Here is a 21,731-nt window from a genome sequence, read left to right as displayed (position 1 = left end):
TGAAGCGCGCCCTGGTAGCCACAGGCTACCAGGGCGCGCTTCATCATGCTTCATTATTACCCTTTTATGCGCTATGGGTTACTGCTGCGGTAATTGAGGGTAGTAGTTCCTGTAGCTTTTCCATCCAGTCGGGGCCGAGGAGGCGACGCGGGATACGGACCACGCCCTGTTGCACCTGGGCATCATTGCGGAAGCGCTTATATAGGTTGATGCGGTTGGGAATGATATTGCGCTTGACACTCAAGATAAAGGCGTTATCCTTGAGGGCAATCGACTCATAGCCAAGCTGAGCGGCCTGTACCTTCAGCCGTACCAGGGAGAGAAGGTTCTGGACCGGGGCAGGCAGAGGCCCGAAGCGATCAGTCAGCTCTGCCTCCATGGCCTCGACCTGCTCGGGCTGGCTCAGGTTGGCCAGGCGCTGGTAGAAGTTGACCTTGAGCGTGCGGTCACCAATGAAGTCGTCGGGCAGATAGGAGTCCAGGGGAAGATCGACGCTGGTGGCGATGCCCGCGACCTCGACTGGCTTGCCCTGTATCTCCTGAATGGCTTCTGCCAGCAGTTTGCAGTACAGGTCGAAGCCAATGGTGTTCATAAAGCCAGACTGCTCACCGCCTAGCAGGTTACCCGCGCCACGAATCTCCAGGTCTTTCATGGCGATTCTGAAGCCTGCTCCCAACTCGGTGGCCTCAAAGATGGCGCGCAGGCGTTTCTCCTGAATAGGCGTCAGGCGCGCGTTCTTGCCGTAGAAGAAGTAGGCGTATGCCTGGTGTGTGCCGCGTCCCACGCGCCCGCGAAGCTGGTAGAGTTGCGAGAGGCCGAAATAGGCGGCGTTATTGACGATGATGGTGTTGGCGTTTGGAATGTCCAGGCCGTTTTCGATAATGGTCGTCGAGATGAGGACGTCATACTCACCGTTGGTAAAGCTGAGCATGACCTTCTCCAGCATGTCTTCGTTCATCTGACCATGACCAACGGTGATACGCGCCTCGGGGACTAGTTTCTGGAGCTTCTGTGCGATCATCTGAATACCCTGCACGCGGTTATGCACGAAGAAGACCTGCCCTCCCCGGTCTATCTCGCGTAGAATGGCCTCGCGTACCAACTCATCATCATATTCACGGATGGTAGTGCGGATAGGGAGGCGCTCCTGCGGTGGCGTCTCGATGACGCTCATGTCGCGCAGGTTGACCAGGGACATGTGCAGGGTACGCGGAATGGGGGTCGCGGTCATGGTGAGTACGTCGACCTCGTTGCGTAGTTGTTTCAGGCGTTCTTTATGCATGACGCCGAAGCGCTGCTCTTCGTCGACGATGAGCAGGCCCAGGTGGAAGAAGACCACGTCCTTTTGGAGCAGGCGATGCGTGCCGATGATGATATCGACCTTGCCCATCGCCAGGTCTTCCAGTACCTGCTTCTGCTCCTTCTCCGAGCGGAAGCGGCTGAGTAGCTCGACGCGTACGGGATAGGCCTTGAGGCGCTCTTTAAAGGTGTTATAGTGTTGCAGGGCCAGGACGGTGGTGGGTACGAGCACGGCGACCTGGCGCTGGTCCAGGACGGATTTGAAGGCGGCACGCAGAGCCACCTCGGTCTTGCCATAGCCAACGTCGCCGCAGACGAGGCGATCCATGGCCTTAGGACGCTCCATGTCCGCCTTGACCTCTTCGATGGCGCGGGCCTGGTCGGGCGTCTCCTCGTAGGGGAAGGCGTCCTCCAGTTCCTGCAACCAGGGCTGCTCGGAGTCAGGGGAAAAGGCGTGTCCAGGGGCCGCTTCGCGCGCGCTATAGAGCTTGAGCAACTCTCTGGCAACGTCCTGAACGCTCTCCTTCACGCGCGACTTGGCCCGCGTCCACTCGGTTGTACCCAGCTTACTTAGCGCGGGGACGGAATCGCCCATGCCGATAAAGCGTGTGACGCGGTCAAGCTGGTCGGTTGGTATATAGAGCTTATCGGTTCCGGCGTAGTGAATAAGCAAGTATTCGCGCTCCACGCCGGCCAGGTTCATTTTTGTCAGGCCCTCGAAGCGCCCGATGCCATGTTCCTGGTGTACGACATAGTCGCCAGGGTTGACCTCTGCCAGGAATGAGGCGGGAGTGACGGGCTTGCGCCGTTGCTGGCTACGTCGCTTGGACCAGCCAAAGATCTCGGTATCGGTGTAGATATAGAGCGCGAGCGAGCGGCACTGCCAGCCCTCGCTCATCTGGCCCTGGATGAGGGTGAGCGTGCCCGCTTCAGGCAACTGATTAATATTGGTGCCAGGGCTAACGTGAATGGCCTTGTCCTGAAGAATACTCTCGTCACTGAGCACCTCGGCCATACGCCGCGCCTGCGCCGTGACGATGACGATGCGGTCCCGGTTCTCCATGGCCTTGTGGCAGTCCAGGACGAAGGCGCGCAGGCGTCCACCGTAAGAGTTGGCGCTGCTGAAGGGGGGCATCAGATGTTCTGAGCCACCATGCTGGCGCATCTCAAACTCGCCCTCGGCGGCGGAGAGGATATCTGCGAAGCGTACCTGGCGCCGCTGCTGGAGCGCAAGCTCTAGCTCTGGCCAGGCTATATGGGCCTCTTTCAGATGGGCCGGGTTCTCGCGCTCACGCTCCAGGCGCTCTTTGATCTCCTGGACCTGGGCGTCGAGCTCCAGAATACGATTTTGAATGAGACCAGGGTTATCCAGAATGAGCAGGCCTGTACGTGGCAGGTAGTCCAGCACAGTAGCAGTCTGATGCAGGTAGGGGAGATAGAAGGCGATGTCGTCGAAGGAGCGCCGCTGCTTGAGCACGTCGAGGTCATTGTTCCAGCGCTCCTCGGCATCGCGATGCAGGATTTTGCTGTCAAGCGTGGCAAGTTCCTGCGCGGCCTGGGGACCACGTACTGGTAGCGCCTCACGGGCAGGCCCCACTACACAATCCTGAATCGGGTTCAGGGAGCGCTGTGTGGCCTGGTCAAAGGTACGAATAGACTCAATCTCATCGCCGAAAAATTCGATGCGTACCGGGCGTGGCAGCGTTGGCGGAAAGAGGTCGATAATACCGCCGCGATGGCTGAATTGCCCCGGTTGCTCAACCTCGGCGACCGGCTCATACCCCAGGTCATAGAGCTGTTCAAGCATCGAGGTCAGGTCGGTCTCCTGTCCCTCACGCAACTGAAAGAGGGCGGTGGCAAGCTCCTGTGGCGGAATGACTGGCTGAGTCAGGGCCCGTGCCGAGCAGACAACAATCGGGGTACGCTCACGCTCGACCAGAGCTATAAAGGTTTGCAGGCGGTGTTGCGTGGTTTCGGCGTCGCCTATGAGGCGCTCGAAGGGCATGGCATCCCGGTCTGGCAGGCAGAAGACATCGCTAGGATTGATAAGAAATTGTTTGAGTGTCTCCGCCAGCTGCGTAGCCTGATTCTCGTCCTGTACGACGATCAGCAAAGGTTGCTTGAGCGAGACGGAGAGGGTCGCGATAACATATGGGCGCGCAGCCTCCGTAATACCCGTGAGCAGGGGAACGCCTTCGGGCTGGCGAACCTGATCCAGAAGACGGCGAAACTCGGGTCGCTGAGCCAGTACTGAAAGTAATCCCTGTAAAGTCACATCACCCTCCAGCTAATGCGGTGTCGTATCATGCCATGCCTTGCAAGATCCTCAAACGGATCGAGAGACATTTTGCAGGCCAGATAGCCACGCATCGCTTCCAATCTACATCCGCACGAGGAGTATATCAAAAGAAAATTTAGCATGTCAAGTTATAGATAATGGGAAATGCCCCTACAACCACGTGGGGGTAGGGGTCGTGTCGACAGCTTCTTCTCTACTAGTCGCTATCATAGCGTACAAGACACATTTTCGCAATGCCCTAATGCATAGCAATGGACCTTTTTGTTGTGTTTTGAACTATATTGATAGAGGTCATGGCAATGTCTTTTCCACGCACACACCCTTTGAGGCAGAAAGTGAAAATGCAGTCTTCTCTCTCTTGACAGTGGGATTTTTCTCGGTTATTATTTCAATAATCATTGAAGTGCTGAATCATTGAAGTGGTAAAGCGGAATGTATCTTGCGACCGGCATGAGCCGGAGGGAAAGCGAAAAAGAGATGTTGCTTGTACATGTTAGCTGGCTGGTGTGTACTACTATTGCCGCCCTGGGTATCTTAGTGGGACCGGTGATCGCGATGATCGTGGTAAAGCGGAAACTGCATGTGCCCTGGCGCTACTTTGGCTTTGGCGCGCTCATCTTCTTCCTGTTTCAGGTAATTAGTCGGGTGCCGATCATTGAAGTGCTGACGCTCGCGGTTGGGCGCACGGTGAATAGCTCAGTGCTGCTCTTTGTGCTCTGGGCGCTCTTCCTGGGCTTGACGGCTGGCCTGTGCGAGGAGTGGGGCCGTTACCTGGGCTATCGCTGGTTCCTCAAGCGTGAGCCAAAGACATGGAACCTGGGCGTCGCCTATGGCCTGGGACATGCCAGCCTGGAGGCAATTTTACTGGTAGGTGTGGGACTGCTTGTGCTGATTATCGAAATTGTTGCGCTCTCCTATACTCCGGCGACGACTGCCAGCCAGAAGTTGGCGGTGACACAGATCGTGAGCGTCTATGGTGCTCAGCCTGACTGGTGGGAGTTGCTGGCACTCTGGGAGCGGGTCTGGGCTATGTGCTTCCATGTAGCTATGTCGGTGCTGGTGCTACAAAGCATCAGGCTGCACACGCCGCGCTTTGTCTGGCTGGCGGTCCTGGCTCATACTCTTCTGGATACGCTCACCGCGCTGCTACCACACTACCTGGGGCACGTGGCGGGAGCCATCACAACGGAGGGGCTGGTCGCTATCGCTGGCCTATTTGCCCTCTGGCTCCTGCGCTGCCTGCGCCGGAGGATGCGCGAGGAGGACGCGGCTAGCGAAATGCTTCCAGACGCCGTACCAAACATTTCAGAGGCCCGTGGATAAAAGAGGGGAGGTGCAGGGGGGGCTCCCTCCTGCCGGGGTGTGGGGTGTTCCCCACAAATTTCCCCCCTTTTCTCATGTGGCGGATGTGCTGAGACGAGTAGAGACAGGGGAACATATGCAAGAGGCCTATAAGGCAATCGCCGATCCGACCAGGCGGCGTATTCTTAAATACTTGCGGGGAGGAGAGCGCACCGCGGGCGAACTAGCGGAGCATACAGGGGCGAAACCCAACGCGCTCTCGCATCACTTGATGGTGCTGAAACTGGCTGACCTGGTGCGCGTCGAGCGACGCGGTCAGTTTCAAGTCTATTCGCTAAACACAACTGTCTTTCAAGACCTGATGGCTGAGATCATGGATTGGTTGGGGGGAATGGATGAGGAGAAAGACGAAATACTGTCAGGTGAAGAGCCCTCCGACGAATCAGAGCCGGAGGCTCGTGCTGAGCATGATTAAGTATCCATGTAATACGCGATGAAGCATAGAGGAGAGAACCATGAGCGCTTCTGATAACGAGCGCGAGAAGATCGCGCCACAACCGAAAACCTGGACGATGCCAGTGGTCCTGATGACAACCATTCTGGCGCTACAGCTCATAATCGCTATCGTGACCTATCCCTTTCTTCCCGACCAGGTCCCCTCACACTGGAATGCCGCGGGGCAGGTCAATTCTTATGCGCCAAAACTGATTGCTATTGGCCTCTTCCCGCTTATTAGCTTTATGCTACTGGTGGTCCTGCGCGGCCTCGTCAAGATGGGTCCGCGCCTGACTAGAGATGGCGAGAGTAGCAATCGCTTTTTTATCGATATCACCCTATCTGGTGTCATGTTGTTGATGCTGGTCCTGCAACTGACGGTCGTGGCCATCTCGCTCGGGGTGAAGCTGGACCTGCCCTTTGTGATCTGCTTTGTGGTCTCGCTCTTCTTTATCGTGCTTGGTAATTATATGGGCAAGCTGCGCCGCAACTTCTGGGCTGGCATCCGCACACCATGGACGTTGACAAACGACACGACATGGGAAAGAACACATCGCCTGGGGGGCTGGCTCTTTGTCGTTGGTGGCCTCTTTGGCCTGATCGCTAGCTTTGTTCCCCAGTTGCGCTTCGTGGGAATTATTGTGCCGGCTATTGGGGTGGCGGTGATCTCTTATGTCTACTCCTATATTGTGTATCAGCGTGTGACGGCCCATGATTCGCAGCATAGCGATCCTTTCTAAAGACCTCTCGCCACGATGTGCTCTCCGGATAAAAGGATGTATGGTCCCGGTTGCTAGAGGCAACCGGGACCATACATCCTTTTACCCTCTATAACGTTAGTGAGGATAGGTGCGCCGTGTACAAGCGCTTCCCAATCTTCAGGCCAGGGCCAGGTCCAGAGCTAGCCGAATGGCTGCGTGGGGATCATAGCTGTGCGTGGCGAGATAGTCATAGGTGAGTTCATGGTCTGCTTTGAGTATGTTGCCTTGCTCTTCATTGTTGGGGAAGAGGATCCGGCGTTTGAAGGCGATATGTCCCTTGAGGCGCGAATACTGTAGGGTGAAGCTGAGCGCATCAATGAAGCAGTTGCCAGACTGAGCCGAAGGGGTACCTATGACGCACGCGCCATGGCGTTGGAGGGTCACAGCCGTATCAAAGCCCGCACTATATGTTTGCGCTGAGATGAGCACGTAGACTTTTGGTGCCCATGAGGCCTCGTAGGCGCGCTTCTGAAACTCGCTGGCGAAGGTTGGGGATGCCTTAACCTGCTGGCGCAGATCCGCCAGAGCTTGCAGGCGTACGCGTGGCGTAAAGCCGCTCTCCTGACGCTGCAACCAGCTTGCTTCGTCGGTGTAGTCATAGCCACCATTGCGCAACGCTTCACTGTGTTCTTCTGGTGTGTCTTTGATATAGTTTTCGAAGTAAAGCGTTGAGTAGCGTTTGATGTGATAGCCTTCGTTCCAGGAGCTCGCGAGCATAGCATCGATGCCATAAAGGAAATAGCTCAGAATGGTGGCAAAGAACGAGTTGCCGCCAGGGCAGAAGCGTAGATCAATGATGAGTACCGAGGTATGTGCCAGGCGCATTGCGGAGAAGAGGTCGCGAAGCAGGTCCGTTGCCGCTGGGACAAGGGCGATGCGTTCTTCCAACTTCCCAGGCAGGTTTGTGTCAAGGGGCGGGTAACGTTGCGCCTCCTCAAGCAGTTGTTCCATGTGCCCGATGTCACCTAGGGCGTGGAACTGCTCAAAGCTCTCGCGATAGTGCAGGAGTGAGTCGGCTCGCATATATGCTACCTGGTGTCCGGCATCGAGGAAGGCGCGGCACATGCGTGCTGAATTGAGCGGGGGCAGGATAAAGGCGCTATCTGGTTCCAGGGGAATACCGGGGCGCTCCTCAAGAAGCGGAATCTGGATCGTTTGCTGATCGCCATTGCGCAGCGTGAGCGTCACCTTGATAGTATTGGGTAGCTCGTCCTGGTGCAGGAGGGCGCTGAGGAGCAAAGGGTCTTTTAGGGCCAGGGACAGGTGAACGAGGTTCTGGTAGATGTTATCGTAGCCCTGGATCTTGCCCATACGTGTGAGGAGGGTTGGTAGTGGTAGGCTGTTCAGGGCGAGTAGGCGCGCTCCCAGTAATGCCTCCTGCTCAGGCTGGTAGACCCGGGCGAGGTAGAGATCCTGCTCGATTACCGACCAGGTCAGCCAGGGGTGGCGGCGCGTCTTGGCCTCGCACTCCTCCTCTGGCGTAAACAGGCATGTATGTCCATCCCCCAGCGAGGCGACGAGCGGGCGTATGTGGCAGAGAAACTGGGTCTGAGTCAGTCCATCTGCTGGGATGTTGCTCAGGAGCGTGTTAACACGACGGTGAAAGGCGAGGGAACCTCCGCCTGCAGTATAGGGATCAGGATGGGATTTGCTCAAGAGACGCGTAAGTTGGTAGAGGTCTTCCTGAAGCGCTTGCCGGGAAATGCGCTGCATGTTACCATTCTCTCCTCTCTCCCCATGGTACCTCAAAGCGAGAAGCCACTTTACCTATACTTCTCGCCTTGAGGTACCATAGTCTACTACACCTCCTACCGCCCCTTGAGGGAAGTTGGCGCCTGCGGCGAGGGTCAAGCCAAAAAAGGCGAAGTTCCAGGAGCGAATGTTAAGCTCTGGGGCTGGAGGAGTCTTCTGTCTGCTTCTCACCGATTGTGGCTTGCTGCTGGCGGGCGGCTTCGCGCTCTTGCTTGAGGCGGCGCTTCTCTTCTGCCTTGCGCTGGGCCTCGGGATCAACATTGAGGGTATTCATGGCCTGATCAAGCCCTTCGCGTAGGATGAGCGAGAAGGCTTCCAGGGCCTTATCCTCTACCTGAAGCAGGGTAATATACTCGTCTTTGGGAGGGATGCCCAGCACATAGTTGATGGTGTCTGGACGGCGGTTGGCGGGGCGCCCGATGCCGACGCGCAGGCGAGGAAACTGGTCGGTATGCAGGTATTGGATCAGGCTCTTCATGCCATTATGCCCACCGGCGCTGCCTCTGGCGCGTACTCTGAGTTGTCCCACGGGCAGGTCGAGTTCATCATAGACCACCAGGATATCCTCGGGTTCAAGCTTAAACCAGCGCTGTAGCTCGCCTACAGCCTCGCCACTATTGTTCATGAAGGTAATGGGTTTTACCAGGACAACTTTCTCATGCTCGAGGGTGGCGTTGGCAATCATCGCCCGTCCACGACGCTCCCAGCGCACGCCCAGCTTCTCCGCCAATGCGTCTATGACGCGGAAGCCCACATTATGCCGGGTCCGCTCGTACTGGGCGCCAGGGTTGCCCAGGCCAACAAGTAGTTTCATAAGATGTTTTTCTTACTACCTATCCGAAACCCTGAGCGCGAAGCGCTAGTCGAGTGAGCGACGTTGGGTTTCGGAATAAGAACCTAGCGACCGTAGGCCAGGCGTGTTGCCAGGTAGGGAGGCAGGCCTGCCTTCTCGATCTTCTCCTGCGTTTTCTTGAAATCATAGTCAACGCGGTAGAATGTGAAGCCGCGCTCAGTGTCGTAGATCATAAAGGCTGCGCGTGGATCGCCATCACGAGGCTGACCAACGCCGCCAGGATTGACGATGGCGCGATAGCCAGTCGGGGCTTGCCAGTTGCCCTCGGGCGGGACAATCATGTCGTTGGTGACCTCGACCATGCTCTGGCTCAGACCCAGCAGAGCCAGCAGCTCTTCAATCTCCTGATTCAGGCTATCTTCCGCGCTCAGGATATCGGCCTCAGAGGTGACGCGCTCGCCATGATTCTCCTCTTCGTCCGTCTCTTCCAACGTGTCCGCCTCTTTCTCCAACTCCTGCGTTTCTTCGTCCGCAAGAGCGTCCTCTGCCAGGTCACGCTCCTGCTCTTCGTCGCCCTCTGCGTCCTCTTCCAGGGAGATATCCTCGTCTCCTGGCTCCGGTGCTTGCTCCGCATCTGACTCTAGCAGGCCAGGCTCTTGCTCCAGGTGGGGCGCGACATGGGCCACGTCTTCGGAGGGTGCTGCCTGCGCGCTTTGCTGCTGGGTGGGGCGCACGGCAACCATCTCGGCGGTGTCGTCATCATCCTCCTCTTCGGTTAGCGAGTCCGCCGCCTGTACCTCTGCCTCAGCGGCAATATTCTCAACAAGCGCCTGTACCTCCTGCTCACCGGTGAGGGGAACGGTTGGCGTTGTCGCATAGGTATCAGGCTGCTGGAAGATTATCGGGACATGCGTATGCCCGACAATACAGTAGCGTGTGTCGAAGTGTTGGAAACTGCGTTCCGCCAGGACTTCTGAGGTCAGATACTCCCACAGTGGACCATAGGGACTCCCATGGACCAGCGTGCAGGCGCCCATTTGTAGACGCTCAGGGAGTTCCGCGAGGAACTCGAAGTGCTCATCGGTCAGTTGGTCGCGCGTCCACTCCGCAGAGATGCGTGCAGCCTCGCTAAACTCTTCCAGATCGATCTTGCCCACGGCGGCCCAATCATGGTTGCCGGCAATGATCACGTCTGTTCGCTTGCGCAGCGTCTTGATACACTCATTCGGATTTGGTCCATAGCCAACCAGGTCGCCCAAAAACCAGATCTGATCGATGGGCTGTTCTTTGGCGAGCTCGTCAATTCTGGCGAGTACGGCCTCGAGAGCCTCTAGATTGGCGTGGATATCGGTAAAAATAGCGTAACGCATTCGACAACACTCTTTTTTTACTATGCTCGTTATATGGCAGAAGTTGGTGAAACTATTCTATCATGTTTGCCTGGTCCTTGCCAGTCCTTGCAGAGATCTGTCCGACGCTGCTAAATGGTGAATTCATCAAGCTCATGCACGAAACTGCCTGTAGGGTCCATGCTGGCATGGACTCTTCTCCCCCGAGGAAAGTCCATGCCAGCATGGACCCTACAAACTCTTACAATGCCGGCACTTTCATGGGCAAGCCAAACCCCCAATTGAGTAACTTTGAGACGTCCTGATCGCGAATGGCCTGGTCGGGACTATTGAGTACGACGCCTATAAGCGAGTGTCCATTGCGCTGGGCCTCGAAGACCAGGCAGTAGCCAGCCAGGTCGGTATGCCCGGTCTTGACGCCTAGCATGCCCTTGTATGTATTTAAAAGGGTGTTTGTATTGGTCCAGGTATGCGGCCCATGCTGTTTGGTTGTGGGCAGGGTATAGGTCGGCGTATCAACGATCTGGCGAAAGACAGGATTAGTAAGCGCGTAGCGTGCGAGCCTGGTCAGGTCAGCCGCCGAGGAGTAGTGGGTATCCTCGCTGGTCAGGCCGTCCACATTGGTATAGTGCGTTTGAAAGAGATGCAACCTGCTCGCGAAGAGATTCATGCGTACCACGAAGTTCTCAGGCGAGCCAGCCAGCGCGTCAGAGATGGCTATTGCGGCATCGCCGCCCGAGGGAAGCATCAGGCCATAGAGCAGCTCGCGCAGGGTAAATTGCTCGCCGGGGACCAGTCCCGCGTTACTGCTGCCTAACTCAATGACGTGTAAATAGGCGTCACGTTTGACGGTAATCTCCTGGTCCAGGTTGCCGGTCTGAATCGCGATAAGGGCCGTCATGATCTTGGTGGTACTGGCCATGGGGGCGGCCTGCTCGCCATGGATGTCGTAGAGCACATGCCCATTTTGCATATCAACAAGATAGGCGACTTTGGCCTGGAGAACGGGTAGCGGACCCTGGGCCGTGAGTTCAGGTTTGGGCGTAGGGATAGGCGTTGGTGTCTCGGGTATAGGCGTCGGCGTAGGTTCGACACTACTCATTCCAGGTAGGGTGACGCCCGCGATACTTGTGGCGTACAGCGTCAGTGATGTCAGGAGCAGGCAACAGGCAATAATAACCAGGATGACGCCCATGATGAAACGGCGATTCATGGCCACCCTCTTTCAAAGAAATAGTAATAGCTTTTTATATTGATGTTTATTAATATTAGGAGCGTGTACGACGCTACTAAAGTACGCGTCTACTTCCGGAAGTAGACGCGTACTTTAGTAGCGTCGAGCCATGTCTTAGAGATTCTTGGGCCACTGCTTATGGTAATCGGTGACGCGCTCAAAGGCGTCGGCGATGCGCAGAATGGCTGCTTCCTGGAAGGTATTGCCTAGCAGTTGGACGCCGACGGGCAGATTCTCGCTGAAGCCGCCAGGGATGGAGATGCCACAGATGCCAGCCAGGTTCGCGGGAATGGTAAACATGTCCTGTAGATACATCTGGTAGGGATCTGAGATCTCGCCCAGCTTAAAGGCCACCGTTGGGCTAGCCGGGCTGACCAGGGCATCGACCTGGGCGAAGGCTTCATCGAAGTCGCGCTTGATCAGGGCGCGAACCTTTTCGGCCTGTTTATAGTAGGCATCGTAGTAACCCGCGGAGAGCGCGTAGGTACCCAGCATGATGCGGCGCTTGACCTCGGCGCCAAAGCCATTCTGGCGTGTCTTCTCCATCGCTTCCCACATGTCATCGGTGTCGCGGTAGGAGTAGCCGTACTTGACACCATCATAGCGGGCCAGGTTGGCGCTGGCCTCGGCGGGCGCGACAATGTAGTACGCGGCCAGGCCATACTTCGTGTGAGGCAGTGAGACATCAACGATCTCGGCGCCCAGGTCGCGCAAGGCCTCAATGGCCGAGTGGACCACCTTTTCGACGCCCAGATCCATGCCCTCAACCCAGTATTCCTTTGGCACACCGATGCGCATACCTTTGATATTTCCTGTCAGGGCCTGGCTATAATTGGCAACCTCCTGGGTTGAACTGGTGGAGTCGCGCTGGTCATAGCCCGCGACCGCCTGCAAGAGCGTCGCGGCATCTTGCGCGTCACGTGCGAAGGGGCCGATCTGGTCAAGCGAGGAGGCGAAGGCCACGAGGCCATAACGTGAGACGCGCCCATAGGTGGGCTTGAGGCCCAGGATGTTGCAGAGCGCGCCTGGCTGGCGAATGGAGCCGCCAGTATCGCTGCCATAGGAACCCATGGCCATACCCGCGGCAACGACTGCTGCCGAGCCACCGCTACTGCCACCGGGGGCGCGATCCAGGTCCCAGGGATTATGCGTGGGGAAGAAGGCCGAGTGCTCGGTTGAAGAACCCATGGCGAACTCGTCCATATTGGTCTTGCCCAGCATCACCGCGCCAGCCGCGTTCAGCTTCTCCATAACCGTGGCGTCAAATGGCGGCTTGAAGTTCTCCAGCATGCGGGAGCCGCAGGTGGTGGTGATACCCTTGGTGCAGATAACGTCTTTAATGGCCAGGGGAATGCCGGTGAGTGGCGATAGGTTCTCGCCGCTGGCGATTCGCTTATCTGCTTCTTCGGCCTGCCTAAGTGCCAGGTCATCCGTTACCAGGGTGAAGGCTTTAACCTTGTCGTCTACGGCGCGAATGCGCTCCAGGTGCGCTTTAGTCAGCTCCACGGATGAGAGCTTGCGCTGCCGAAGCAACTCGGCTGCCTCGTGTATGGTGAGTGTATGTAGATCTGTCATCTCGAACTATTCTCCCTCCAGCACCGCGTTGACTTTCAGGCTGTTTTCTTCCTGATCGGGGGCGTTGGCCAGAAGCTCCTCGGGTGAGTATGAAGGCTGGGGAGCATCCAGGCGCATAACATTGGTGAGGCGTGAGGCGTGCGCCGTTGGTGAGACGCCACTCACGTCGGCTTCCTGGAGAATCTGAATATGCTCAAGAATGGCGGAAAGCTGGCTTCCAAACAGCGTAACCTCTTCCTCGCTGAGTGCTAGCCGGCGAGGTTGGCCACGTTCGTTACTGTCTCGCGATCAATCATAAAACAAATCCTCTTCGTGCTACTTTTCTAATGTGGTTGATGTCGGATTGGTACATATACTTACCAGCGAATAGTGAAGTTGCTCATGGCTTCGCCTGGCGTGCGCCACTCAGCCTCGACATGGCGCACATCGGCTGTGGAAGGCCCCTGGCGCAGGTGCTCAAGTAATTGTTCCAGCGCCAGGCGTGGTCCCTGAGCGACGACTTCGACATCGCCGTTGCTTTTATTGCGTGTATAGCCACGCAGATGCAGGGCGCGGGCTTGCTGCACGACAAATTGACGAAAACCAACTCCCTGTACCCACCCTTGTACGATGGCATAGAGTTCTTCTACCTGCGTGGGACTGTGCTTGTTTTCGCTCTGGCTCATGGCATCATTCTAGCATACTCTTATCTATGCGCATAGTCCCGCTTTTGCCCGGGCCTCATTTCTCAGTAGCGCGGGTGATAAACCCAACAAAAGGTCCTACCCCTTAACACGATTCTAAGCGTTTTTGTAACAATTGCATTTTATTGACGTAGTTATAAGTGCAAGAATTTGTCCTTGGGTAGTGGTGTGATACGCCATGGCGTATCACACCACTACCCAGGGCGAGCGCCGCAGGCGCGAGGATTCACATACATAGAGCTGTGTGTGAGGAAAAGCAGGCAAAGGCCGTATATTGTAGTACAAAGTTGTACAAAAGATAGTCATGGCAATTGTACGTTATTCTGGGATCAAAAGAGGTCAGTTGGTAAGAAGTGCAAGGAGCATTGGCGCGTTTAATTTTATTTCAAATCTTTCAAAATGCTTAGAAACATGTTTTTGTGTTCAGGCATTGGTATAAGAAGAGGACATTGCGGTAAGAATCATGGTAAAATCTGTTCTATATACTGACCTCTCTTAGTTCCCTCACTGAGGTAAAAAATATGCAGTCTGTACAGGATCTGGCAACGGCGGTCCAGCGCGTGGTTGCTAACGTTGAGCGTGTCATTGTTGGTAAAGCTGAGTCTGTAGGGTTTAGCCTGATCGCGGTCATCTGCCAGGGGCATGTGTTGATTGAAGACGTGCCGGGCGTGGGAAAAACGGTGCTGACGAAGGCTATTGCGCGTTCTATTGGATGTTCATTTAAGCGTATTCAGTTTACGCCTGATCTGCTTCCCAGTGATGTGACGGGTGTCTCGATCTACAATCAGAAAACGGGGAATTTTGAGTTTCGCCCGGGACCAATTATGGCTCAGATCGTGCTCGCAGATGAGGTTAACCGTGCGACGCCCAAGACCCAGTCCGCTCTGCTGGAGGCGATGGAGGAGACCCAGGTTACGATGGATGGCGTCTCGTACCAGCTCCCCAGACCCTTTATGGTGATGGCGACGCAGAACCCTATTGAGTATGAAGGTACCTTTCCTTTGCCAGAGGCCCAGTTGGATCGCTTTATGATGAATATCAAACTGGGCTATCCACAGCCTGCCGATGAAGTCAATATCCTTGATACTCACCAGCATCATCATCCCCTGGATGACCTGACACAGATCATGACTGCCGAGGAGTTGGTGACTATTCAGCAACAGGTAAGAACCATACATGTTGATCAGTCTATTCGTGAATATATTGTGAGCCTGGCGGGCGCGACGCGTAGCCATCCCAATATCTACCTGGGCGTCAGTCCCCGTGGTTCGCTGGCCCTCTTCCGTGCCTCGCAGGCCCTCGCAGCCATGCGCGGTCGCGGCTACGTCATTCCAGATGATATCAAGTTGCTTGCCAAACCCACACTGGCGCATCGTATTATCGTGACTCCGGCGGCTCGTGTGCGTTCAGTTACCTCTTCTGTTGTACTTGATGAGATCTTGCAGAGTGTACCGGTTCCCAATGCCTGGGTCGGTGGTGGAAGGGGGCGCTAGTGTATGCTACGTCCCTGGCAAGCTCTCCTTCTCATTGTGTTGTTAGCCTTCTTCGCTGTTAGCAGCGGTTGGCATGATCTCTATGTGTTAACCTATGTCTTACTGGTACTTTTTGTGCTCTCGTGGTTGTGGGCGCGCTATAGTGTGCGTAAGCTCATCTTCCGCCGTTCAAGTACCAGTGGACGCGTACAGGTAGGTGAAGCCTTTGAGGAGCGCCTGATGCTTGATAATTTGAGCGTCTTGCCTAAACTCTGGGTGCAAATTGTTGATGGCTCCGATCTACCTGGACATCGCGCTGGCTATGTCGCCAGTATGGGGGGACGCAAGCGCGCGATGTGGCGTGTGCGTACATCGTGTTGGCAACGCGGGCGTTTCCAGTTGGGACCGGTGAACGCGATTAGTGGCGATCCCTTTGGCCTTTTTCGCAGACATGTCTCCCTGGCGCCCTCGCATGAACTCCTGGTGCTGCCGCGTGTCCTGCCTATTACGAGCTTCGCGCTCTTCTCGGGTGGTCTTCCGGGTCGTGGGAAGAGTTCCCGGCGCGCTCTGCAAACGACAACCAACGCGACGACGATTCGCGAGTATGTCGCGGGCGATGCTCTGAGCCGTATCCACTGGCGCTCAAGCGCGCACTACAATAAGTTGATGGTTAAGGAGTTTGATCTAGATCCCGCGGTAGATGTCTGGATCTTCCTGGATCTGAATGAAGCTGTACAGACCGGCGAGGACGAGATCTCAACCGAAGAATACGCGGTTACCATTGCCGCGACCATCTCAGTGTACCTCCTACGCCAGGATCTCTCGCTTGGCCTGATCGTCAATGGCGAAAAGCGTGAGACGCTGTCTATGGACCGTGGAGACCGACAGATAGAGCGCGTGCTGGAACTCCTCGCGGTAGTGCGCTCAGGCTCTGGCCCGGACTTAAAAGAAGCCCTGGCGCTCGATGCATTTCACCTGGGGCGCAACACCGCTGCCATTATCATTACGCCCTCGAATGCGCGCGATTGGCATACGGGTGCTCAGCAGTTACAACGGCGTGGCGTACAGGTCGCCGTGATTGGTCTGGACGCGGCCTCCTTCGAGGAGGGACCTGCTGACGAAGATAGTTTAGCCTTGTTAGAAGGCGCTGGCATTCCTGTTTTACGTGTACATAGGCAAGACTCCCTGGAGCCTATTCTGGAAAGTGGCCCGGAAGCCCGCTACGCACAACGGAGGTAGTGACCATGCAAGATGCTGCGGTTAACCAAATGCTTAGAGTGCTCTCCCGCTCACCCAATGATGGACGTGGCAGAAGAAAGAAAGGGAAACCGCGCGAGTCCGGCAGTTTCCACTTGAGCATGGAGGAGGGGTGGCTCTCGCTCTTCTTGTTGGCGGCTGTCGTCTATAGCACTATCTGGTGCGTGCAGGCTGTGGGCTGGGTTGATAACCTGAATGTGCTTACCCTGACAACCTTGCTTGGCCTGGTCGCGGGCATACTGGCCTCCAAGCAATATCGTTTCCCCAGTATCGTAGTACACGTTGTCGCAATGCTTTTCGGTCTCTTTGTGGCCTTCTGGCAGACCGCAGGCGCCTTCCACAATGGGAGCTTCGCCGCCTTTGCTGGTAGCCTGGGTGACTGGTTTAATACAGTGCTGCATGGTGGCTTTGGCAATGATGATAGCATCTTCCTCTTCTTTATTGTGACGCTGGGCTTTGTCCTGGCATACACCAGCGCGTGGTTGGTCTACCGGACCCGTAGCCCCTGGCTGATGATTATCGCTAACGCTGTCGTCCTCCTGATCAACCTGAGTAATACGACGAGTGGCTATATTATCTTCCTGGTCATCTTTCTGCTGGCGGCCTTGCTCCTGGTGTTGCGCTTTAACCTGTACGAGTCCATTAAACGCTGGAATCGCCAGGGGTTGCGCTACTCCGAAGATCTTAGCTGGGACATTATGCAGGCTGGCGCCCTGATCTCTATTGGTATCCTGATCTTCTCCTGGATATTGCCTTATGGCTATACCGATCCGAATGTCTCACAGATCTGGACGGTTGATTCCAACCCCTGGGTGCAGTTGCAAAACACCTGGGACCGTATTATGTCCGTCAATGGAGGCGTGAACGCCGCCAATCGCGGAAGTTTTCGTGATACCCTTACCCTGGGTGGCAATCCTAATCTCAACAACGAGATTGTGTTTACCGTCCAAAGCGATGATGGATCGCAGTACCTGCAATCAACGGTCTTTGATACCTATACTGATCGTGGATGGACGATCAGCCCCACCTCCAATCATAGCTTAAAGGCCAAAGAGACCAATCCTCTGCCAGTGTTGAAGACCAAGCCTGTGACGCAGAGTATCACGGTTGTCAATCAGCCCGCGCTCCAGTATCCCTACCTCTTTGGCGCGCCCCAGATTGTTTCGACGAGCTTGCCCGCGAGTCTTATGCAGAGCCGTACAACCGGCGAGACGACGGCCTGGCTCAACCAGAATGGTTTTATAACCGGGGGGAATACCTATACCGTCACTTCCGATGTCTCTTCGGCTGACGAGGCCTCGCTACGGACAATTCCAATACCAAAGGACGCGACAAGTACCTATAGTCCTTCTGGGCAGGTCTCAGCCGATGCCTATGATCCCGATATAGTGAGGGTGTACACCCAGTTGCCCCAGGACCTCGATCCCCAGATTGCCATCCTGGCACAGAATATCACCAGGGATAAAAAGACGATGTATGACAAGGTGTTGGCGCTTGAGGCATACCTGCGTGCTCACTATGCCTATGACCTTAACATCAACAAGCCACCGCGCGAGGAGGGCGTTTCCTGGTTCCTGTTCCGCAGCAATAACCGGGGCTTCTGTAACTACTTCTCCTCGGCTATGGCAGTTATGGCTCGTTCCTTGGGGATTCCGACGCGTGTCGTGGTGGGATATACCAATGGCAACTATGACACGAAGACACACCAGCGCGTGATCCGTGGCGTCGATGCCCATGCCTGGACACAGGTGTACTTCGCTGGTTATGGCTGGATCAATTTTGAACCCTCGCAGTCGTTCGCGACCTTTAGCCGCCCCTTGCCGGATACAAGCGGGAACGGATCAGGATCAACTGGTAACTTGCCGGGTGGCCCCAATGGGCCAAACAATCCGCAGAACCAGGATCCACGCCACAAAATTGGCGCAAACGATTCCCTTGATGGTTCTGGGACGAATGCATCTGTCATCGGTCCAGATGTAGGGCGCTCGGTGAGCGTGGCCGCGGGAAGCTTGATCCTGCTACTGCTCTTTGGCTGTATCCTCTTTAGCGTCTGGTGGCGTAAGCTCTTCCGCAATTTGAGCGTGACCAGTCAGGTCTATGGGCGTGTCTGTATGCTTGCCGACTGGGCTGGTATCCGCCTGCAACCCTCAAACACGCCAACGGAGTACATGGATAAGCTGGCGCAGGCGTCTCCCGACGAGGCCGAGATGTTGCATCGCCTGGGCGATATCTATACCCGCGAGCGCTGGGCGCCGCCCGAAAGTCCCGACCATCCAAATCACAATGGCGACCTCAATGAGATCGGGAGGCTCTGGCAGAGGCTCCAGCCCAGGCTCTTCCTCTACCTGGCCTGCCATCCCTACTTCCTGCGTTGGGGACCACGCCGCCTGCTCGTCCTCTGGCGCGAGGCCCGGGAGCGTCGCAAGCAACACAAGATGCTGTACGACAACCTATGAGACATAGGTCAATTTAGCTTGACCTGGTAGAGCTGTTTGCATACACTATAAGATGCAGTCTGTTGATTGAAGAGGTTTCATATGGCTCGCAGACTGCATCTTCTCATGGGTTTTGATGCAGGAGGGTTTGAATGACCTTGGAGACAATGGAAAATAGTGAGCAGATGCTTATTCCTATCGCGGGAAATGAGCAGCAGACGTTAGAGATTGCTGGCGCGGCCCCGGTGCGTTTCCAGACGCTAGATGTGGCGCGTCACGTCGCGATAGCGCCCAACGGCAAACGCTATGTTGTGGCCACGTTTAATGATCAGCGCCTGAAACGAGATTATGTCACGGCCATCTATCCCCAGCAGGGGGGCTATCTGACCCTCATCCGCCTCGTGACTGCTGAGTCCAGCAGCGAGACGATTGAGGAGGCCATTCAGAAGCACACCCGCTTTATTCAGATGATCCAGCAGGGAAAATTGCAAGAACTGCTTGCCTCCCTGGCTAAATAAACAGGGATATAAGCTATGGACGTGTGTGGCGCGGGCATTCTGCTCGCGCCACACACGTCCATATTTTTTCGCTTTTTTGCCCTTGACAAAGCTCAGGAAGGTCTCGTATACTTACCAACGGTGGGGAGCGCGATAGACGCGCACTTACCTTCTATCTCTATCGCTTTAGTAAAAAACACTCTTGGAAAGGAGTAGGCAATGATGACAGAGCATACGCTTCTGCGTTTCACAGGCCATGCTGCGCTTGTGCGCCCTCGTGGCTTTGTGCGCTCTGATGGCTATGCGTTGCCTGCTGCTTGCTTCGCCTTCTGCGCTCCGGGTGTTGGAATCGGCGCATTCCAGGCAGACATTTTCCTGGTGGCCCAGGGGAGCGGTGTGCCCATTTCGGGTGGAGGACCACCTGTCGAGAGAGACAGGTGAGTACGTAAAAAAACCTCAACCGTGGGCAACTGGCTAAGACGCAAATCCAGTTCCCACGGTTTTTTGTTGTATTTTCCTTTCTTATTTGCCAATGGAGGAGGCCTTATGCGCAAGTGACGCGTGGATGTTGTCTTGTGGTGGATGTCTCTCTTGTAGGTTTTATACATGTTATTGCCTGAATATGCTATCTGGAAGGAGTACTTACTTGACCGTTACTATGAAAAATTCTCTGTTCGACGACATTGAACTGGATTTTACCCAGGATGCAGTCGTGATCGACGGAGTTTCAAAGATATTCACAAAGCCGCGCCCATTCTTAGGCAAATTTTTGAAGAAGAGCGAAGAGAAGCCAGAGAAAAGCACCGAGGTGCGAGCTGTAGATAATGTCAGCCTGGTTATAAAGCGGCGTGAGATCGTCGGCATTCTGGGAGCCAATGGCTCGGGTAAGTCGACACTCATCCGTATGATCTCGACGCTCCTGCTGCCGGACGAGGGACAGATCCGTGTCTTTGGCTACGACGTCATTAAGGACGAGCGCATGATCCAGCGTCTGATCAACCGGGTGAGCGTGGAGGCATCGTTCTTCAAGAAGCTCTCGCCAATGGAGAATCTCCTGTACGCAGCACGCCTCTACAACATGCCTGGCGACGAGGCGCGGAGCAAAATCAAGAGCATCCTGACGCGCCTGGGTATCAAGCCGGATCGTATTGATGCGCCCCTGGAGAATATGTCACGTGGCATGCAGCAGAAGGTTGCCATCGCACGCGCCTTTTTGACCTCGCCCATCGTCCTGCTGCTGGACGAGCCTACAACGGGCCTGGACCCGCGCTCAAAGATCGACGTGCAGAACTTTGTTAACGAGTTGCGCGACAAGCATGACGCGACAATCCTGATCACGACGCACGACATGGATGAGGCCGAGGCCCTCTGTGACCGCGTGGCGATCATCGACCAGGGGCGCATGATGGCCCTGGGCAAGACCGAGGACCTCAAGCGCGAGGTTGGACGTCTGATGGGTCGCGAGGAGCCCGCCACGATGAACGAAGTCTTCATGCACTACACGGCGACGCGCCCAATCACAGCAGAAGATATCAAGCGCTATGGCAGCTGGGAGAAGGCCTTCGAGGCCCTCGAAGCCGAGCGCGAAGAAGAAGAGTAGTTAAAAAAGGGAAAAATATACATGGCTTCTTTGATACATCAGGGGCGTGCCGCCTATGCCTTCTTTGAGCGCAACTGGAACCTGACCAAGCGCTATTGGGCCTGGGAGATAGTCTGGCTCTGTTATAACGTGGTCAATGCCTTGAGCATTACGTTTATCGCCCGCGCTACGCCAGACCTGAAACCCGCCCAGGTCAACTATATGATCTTGTACCTGCTGATCGGTACCTCGGTGTGGACCTATTTGAGCGTGACCTTTGATGGCGTAACAGACGTCATCAACATCGAGCGCTGGGAAGGCACCATCGAGCATACCTTTATGGCACCTATCTCGCGTTTCACGCACATGATTGGGAGCTGTTGGTACGCCATCGTGCACGGCCTGCTCTTCACAGGCCTGCAGTTGTTTGTGGTGGTTCTGTTTTTCCACCTGGATCTCAGCCAGGCGAACTACCTGACGGCGATCTTCATGCTCCTGCTGGGTAGCGTCTCGTTCATTGGCTTCGGTATCGCGACCTCAGTCCTGCCGCTCCTGTACACCGAGAAAGGCATGCAGATGTCCTTCATCGTGCGCGCCATCATCCTATTGGTATCGGGCGTCTACTACCCGGTCAGCGTTCTACCAGCCTGGATGCAGCCCTTCTCCTGGCTCTCGCCCGCGACCTACGTGCTCAATGGCCTGCGCGCGGCCCTGTTAACCAACAAGCCTATCTGGTCGCCTGAGATCTGGAGCTATACCTGGCCCTTGATCATCATGAGCGTGGTCAGCATCCCTCTGGGGATGACTATCTTCCGCATGGCCGAGCGCTACGCCAAGCGCACCGGTCGCCTGAAACGTAACGGCTAAACACGAGATGCAGAGTCCATGCAAGCATGGACTCTGCCCAGCCTGTAGGGTCCATGCTTGCATGGACTCTACATGGATGAAG

General features: G+C 55.7%; 17 protein-coding genes and 1 pseudogene. 10 read left to right on the top strand and 8 right to left on the bottom strand.

The annotated features are described in order from the left end of the window. Positions 1 to 64: 64 nt before the first annotated feature. The gene (gene mfd / locus JMJ04_RS03020) at positions 65 to 3,574 is read right to left on the bottom strand and encodes a transcription-repair coupling factor (RefSeq protein WP_201369084.1); all 3,510 of its coding nucleotides are present in this window, start codon (positions 3,572 to 3,574) and stop codon (positions 65 to 67) included. Positions 3,575 to 4,075: 501 nt separating this feature from the next. Here mfd and JMJ04_RS03015 point away from each other — a divergent pair. From JMJ04_RS03015 to JMJ04_RS03005, 3 genes are all read left to right on the top strand, one after another. Then, positions 4,076 to 4,921 (top strand): YhfC family glutamic-type intramembrane protease, encoded by an 846-nt coding sequence (locus JMJ04_RS03015; protein WP_201369083.1) that lies wholly within the window; start codon positions 4,076 to 4,078, stop codon positions 4,919 to 4,921. 115 nt (positions 4,922 to 5,036) lie between these two features. Next, complete coding sequence (locus tag JMJ04_RS03010) at positions 5,037 to 5,375, top strand: metalloregulator ArsR/SmtB family transcription factor (protein WP_201369082.1); 339 nt, start codon at positions 5,037 to 5,039, stop codon at positions 5,373 to 5,375. 40 nt (positions 5,376 to 5,415) lie between these two features. Continuing rightward, the gene (locus JMJ04_RS03005) at positions 5,416 to 6,135 is read left to right on the top strand and encodes an SdpI family protein (protein WP_201369081.1); all 720 of its coding nucleotides are present in this window, start codon (positions 5,416 to 5,418) and stop codon (positions 6,133 to 6,135) included. Positions 6,136 to 6,273: 138 nt separating this feature from the next. Here the strand turns inward: JMJ04_RS03005 and JMJ04_RS03000 are convergent, their stop codons facing one another. The 7 genes and pseudogenes from JMJ04_RS03000 to JMJ04_RS02970 all read right to left on the bottom strand — a co-directional run bounded on the left by JMJ04_RS03000 (position 6,274) and on the right by JMJ04_RS02970 (position 13,524). Continuing rightward, entirely contained in the window at positions 6,274 to 7,869 is a 1,596-nt protein-coding gene (locus JMJ04_RS03000; RefSeq protein WP_201369080.1) for a S41 family peptidase, read from the bottom strand. Between the two features lie 169 nt (positions 7,870 to 8,038). Then, a complete protein-coding gene (pth, locus tag JMJ04_RS02995) occupies positions 8,039 to 8,722 on the bottom strand; it encodes an aminoacyl-tRNA hydrolase (RefSeq protein ID WP_201369079.1) in 684 nt (227 codons plus the stop codon). Between the two features lie 83 nt (positions 8,723 to 8,805). Beyond that, positions 8,806 to 10,071 carry a metallophosphoesterase family protein gene (locus tag JMJ04_RS02990; RefSeq protein WP_201369078.1) on the bottom strand — a complete coding sequence of 422 codons (1,266 nt, stop codon included), beginning with the start codon at positions 10,069 to 10,071 and terminating at the stop codon, positions 8,806 to 8,808. 220 nt (positions 10,072 to 10,291) lie between these two features. Next, positions 10,292 to 11,263: a D-alanyl-D-alanine carboxypeptidase family protein gene (locus tag JMJ04_RS02985; protein WP_201369077.1), complete on the bottom strand. Its 972-nt coding sequence runs from the start codon at positions 11,261 to 11,263 to the stop codon at positions 10,292 to 10,294. 135 nt (positions 11,264 to 11,398) lie between these two features. Further along, entirely contained in the window at positions 11,399 to 12,859 is a 1,461-nt protein-coding gene (gatA, locus tag JMJ04_RS02980) for an Asp-tRNA(Asn)/Glu-tRNA(Gln) amidotransferase subunit GatA (RefSeq protein WP_201369076.1), read from the bottom strand. Positions 12,860 to 12,865: 6 nt separating this feature from the next. Beyond that, positions 12,866 to 13,102 (bottom strand): annotated as a pseudogene (gatC, locus tag JMJ04_RS02975) (Asp-tRNA(Asn)/Glu-tRNA(Gln) amidotransferase subunit GatC); the annotation flags it as partial. 113 nt (positions 13,103 to 13,215) lie between these two features. Then, the gene (locus JMJ04_RS02970) at positions 13,216 to 13,524 is read right to left on the bottom strand and encodes an acylphosphatase (protein ID WP_201369075.1); all 309 of its coding nucleotides are present in this window, start codon (positions 13,522 to 13,524) and stop codon (positions 13,216 to 13,218) included. A gap of 539 nt (positions 13,525 to 14,063) precedes the next feature. Between JMJ04_RS02970 and JMJ04_RS02965 the strand changes: the two genes are divergently transcribed. The 7 genes from JMJ04_RS02965 to JMJ04_RS02935 all read left to right on the top strand — a co-directional run bounded on the left by JMJ04_RS02965 (position 14,064) and on the right by JMJ04_RS02935 (position 21,649). Next, a complete protein-coding gene (locus JMJ04_RS02965; RefSeq protein ID WP_201369074.1) occupies positions 14,064 to 15,035 on the top strand; it encodes an AAA family ATPase in 972 nt (323 codons plus the stop codon). A gap of 3 nt (positions 15,036 to 15,038) precedes the next feature. After that, positions 15,039 to 16,253, top strand: coding sequence for a DUF58 domain-containing protein (locus JMJ04_RS02960; protein WP_201369073.1), 1,215 nt, complete (start codon positions 15,039 to 15,041; stop codon positions 16,251 to 16,253). Between the two features lie 5 nt (positions 16,254 to 16,258). After that, complete coding sequence (locus JMJ04_RS02955; RefSeq protein WP_201369072.1) at positions 16,259 to 18,727, top strand: transglutaminase TgpA family protein; 2,469 nt, start codon at positions 16,259 to 16,261, stop codon at positions 18,725 to 18,727. Between the two features lie 131 nt (positions 18,728 to 18,858). Beyond that, positions 18,859 to 19,224, top strand: a complete 366-nt coding sequence (locus JMJ04_RS02950; protein WP_201369071.1) for a hypothetical protein — start codon at positions 18,859 to 18,861, stop codon at positions 19,222 to 19,224. Positions 19,225 to 19,422: 198 nt separating this feature from the next. Beyond that, the gene (locus JMJ04_RS02945; protein WP_201369070.1) at positions 19,423 to 19,644 is read left to right on the top strand and encodes a hypothetical protein; all 222 of its coding nucleotides are present in this window, start codon (positions 19,423 to 19,425) and stop codon (positions 19,642 to 19,644) included. A gap of 205 nt (positions 19,645 to 19,849) precedes the next feature. Next, positions 19,850 to 20,803, top strand: coding sequence for an ABC transporter ATP-binding protein (locus JMJ04_RS02940; protein WP_201369069.1), 954 nt, complete (start codon positions 19,850 to 19,852; stop codon positions 20,801 to 20,803). 21 nt (positions 20,804 to 20,824) lie between these two features. Then, positions 20,825 to 21,649, top strand: a complete 825-nt coding sequence (locus JMJ04_RS02935) for an ABC transporter permease (protein WP_201369068.1) — start codon at positions 20,825 to 20,827, stop codon at positions 21,647 to 21,649. Positions 21,650 to 21,731 lie beyond the last annotated feature (82 nt).

Source organism: Ktedonobacter robiniae (assembly GCF_016587375.1).
In the GTDB taxonomy this organism is placed as follows: domain Bacteria; phylum Chloroflexota; class Ktedonobacteria; order Ktedonobacterales; family Ktedonobacteraceae; genus Ktedonobacter; species Ktedonobacter robiniae.
This window is presented reverse-complemented; position numbering and strand designations above follow the sequence as displayed.

Excerpts from the sequence above, each read along its gene's own strand:
- JMJ04_RS03015 (WP_201369083.1), top strand. The coding sequence starts at position 4,076 with ATGTTGCTTGTACATGTTAGCTGGCTGGTGTGTACTACTATTGCCGCC.
- JMJ04_RS03010 (WP_201369082.1), top strand. The coding sequence starts at position 5,037 with ATGCAAGAGGCCTATAAGGCAATCGCCGATCCGACCAGGCGGCGTATT.
- JMJ04_RS03005 (WP_201369081.1), top strand. The coding sequence starts at position 5,416 with ATGAGCGCTTCTGATAACGAGCGCGAGAAGATCGCGCCACAACCGAAA.
- JMJ04_RS03000 (WP_201369080.1), bottom strand. The coding sequence starts at position 7,869 with ATGCAGCGCATTTCCCGGCAAGCGCTTCAGGAAGACCTCTACCAACTT.
- pth (WP_201369079.1), bottom strand. The coding sequence starts at position 8,722 with ATGAAACTACTTGTTGGCCTGGGCAACCCTGGCGCCCAGTACGAGCGG.
- JMJ04_RS02990 (WP_201369078.1), bottom strand. The coding sequence starts at position 10,071 with ATGCGTTACGCTATTTTTACCGATATCCACGCCAATCTAGAGGCTCTC.
- JMJ04_RS02985 (WP_201369077.1), bottom strand. The coding sequence starts at position 11,263 with ATGAATCGCCGTTTCATCATGGGCGTCATCCTGGTTATTATTGCCTGT.
- gatA (WP_201369076.1), bottom strand. The coding sequence starts at position 12,859 with ATGACAGATCTACATACACTCACCATACACGAGGCAGCCGAGTTGCTT.
- JMJ04_RS02970 (WP_201369075.1), bottom strand. The coding sequence starts at position 13,524 with ATGAGCCAGAGCGAAAACAAGCACAGTCCCACGCAGGTAGAAGAACTC.
- JMJ04_RS02965 (WP_201369074.1), top strand. The coding sequence starts at position 14,064 with ATGCAGTCTGTACAGGATCTGGCAACGGCGGTCCAGCGCGTGGTTGCT.
- JMJ04_RS02960 (WP_201369073.1), top strand. The coding sequence starts at position 15,039 with ATGCTACGTCCCTGGCAAGCTCTCCTTCTCATTGTGTTGTTAGCCTTC.
- JMJ04_RS02955 (WP_201369072.1), top strand. The coding sequence starts at position 16,259 with ATGCAAGATGCTGCGGTTAACCAAATGCTTAGAGTGCTCTCCCGCTCA.
- JMJ04_RS02950 (WP_201369071.1), top strand. The coding sequence starts at position 18,859 with ATGACCTTGGAGACAATGGAAAATAGTGAGCAGATGCTTATTCCTATC.
- JMJ04_RS02945 (WP_201369070.1), top strand. The coding sequence starts at position 19,423 with ATGATGACAGAGCATACGCTTCTGCGTTTCACAGGCCATGCTGCGCTT.
- JMJ04_RS02935 (WP_201369068.1), top strand. The coding sequence starts at position 20,825 with ATGGCTTCTTTGATACATCAGGGGCGTGCCGCCTATGCCTTCTTTGAG.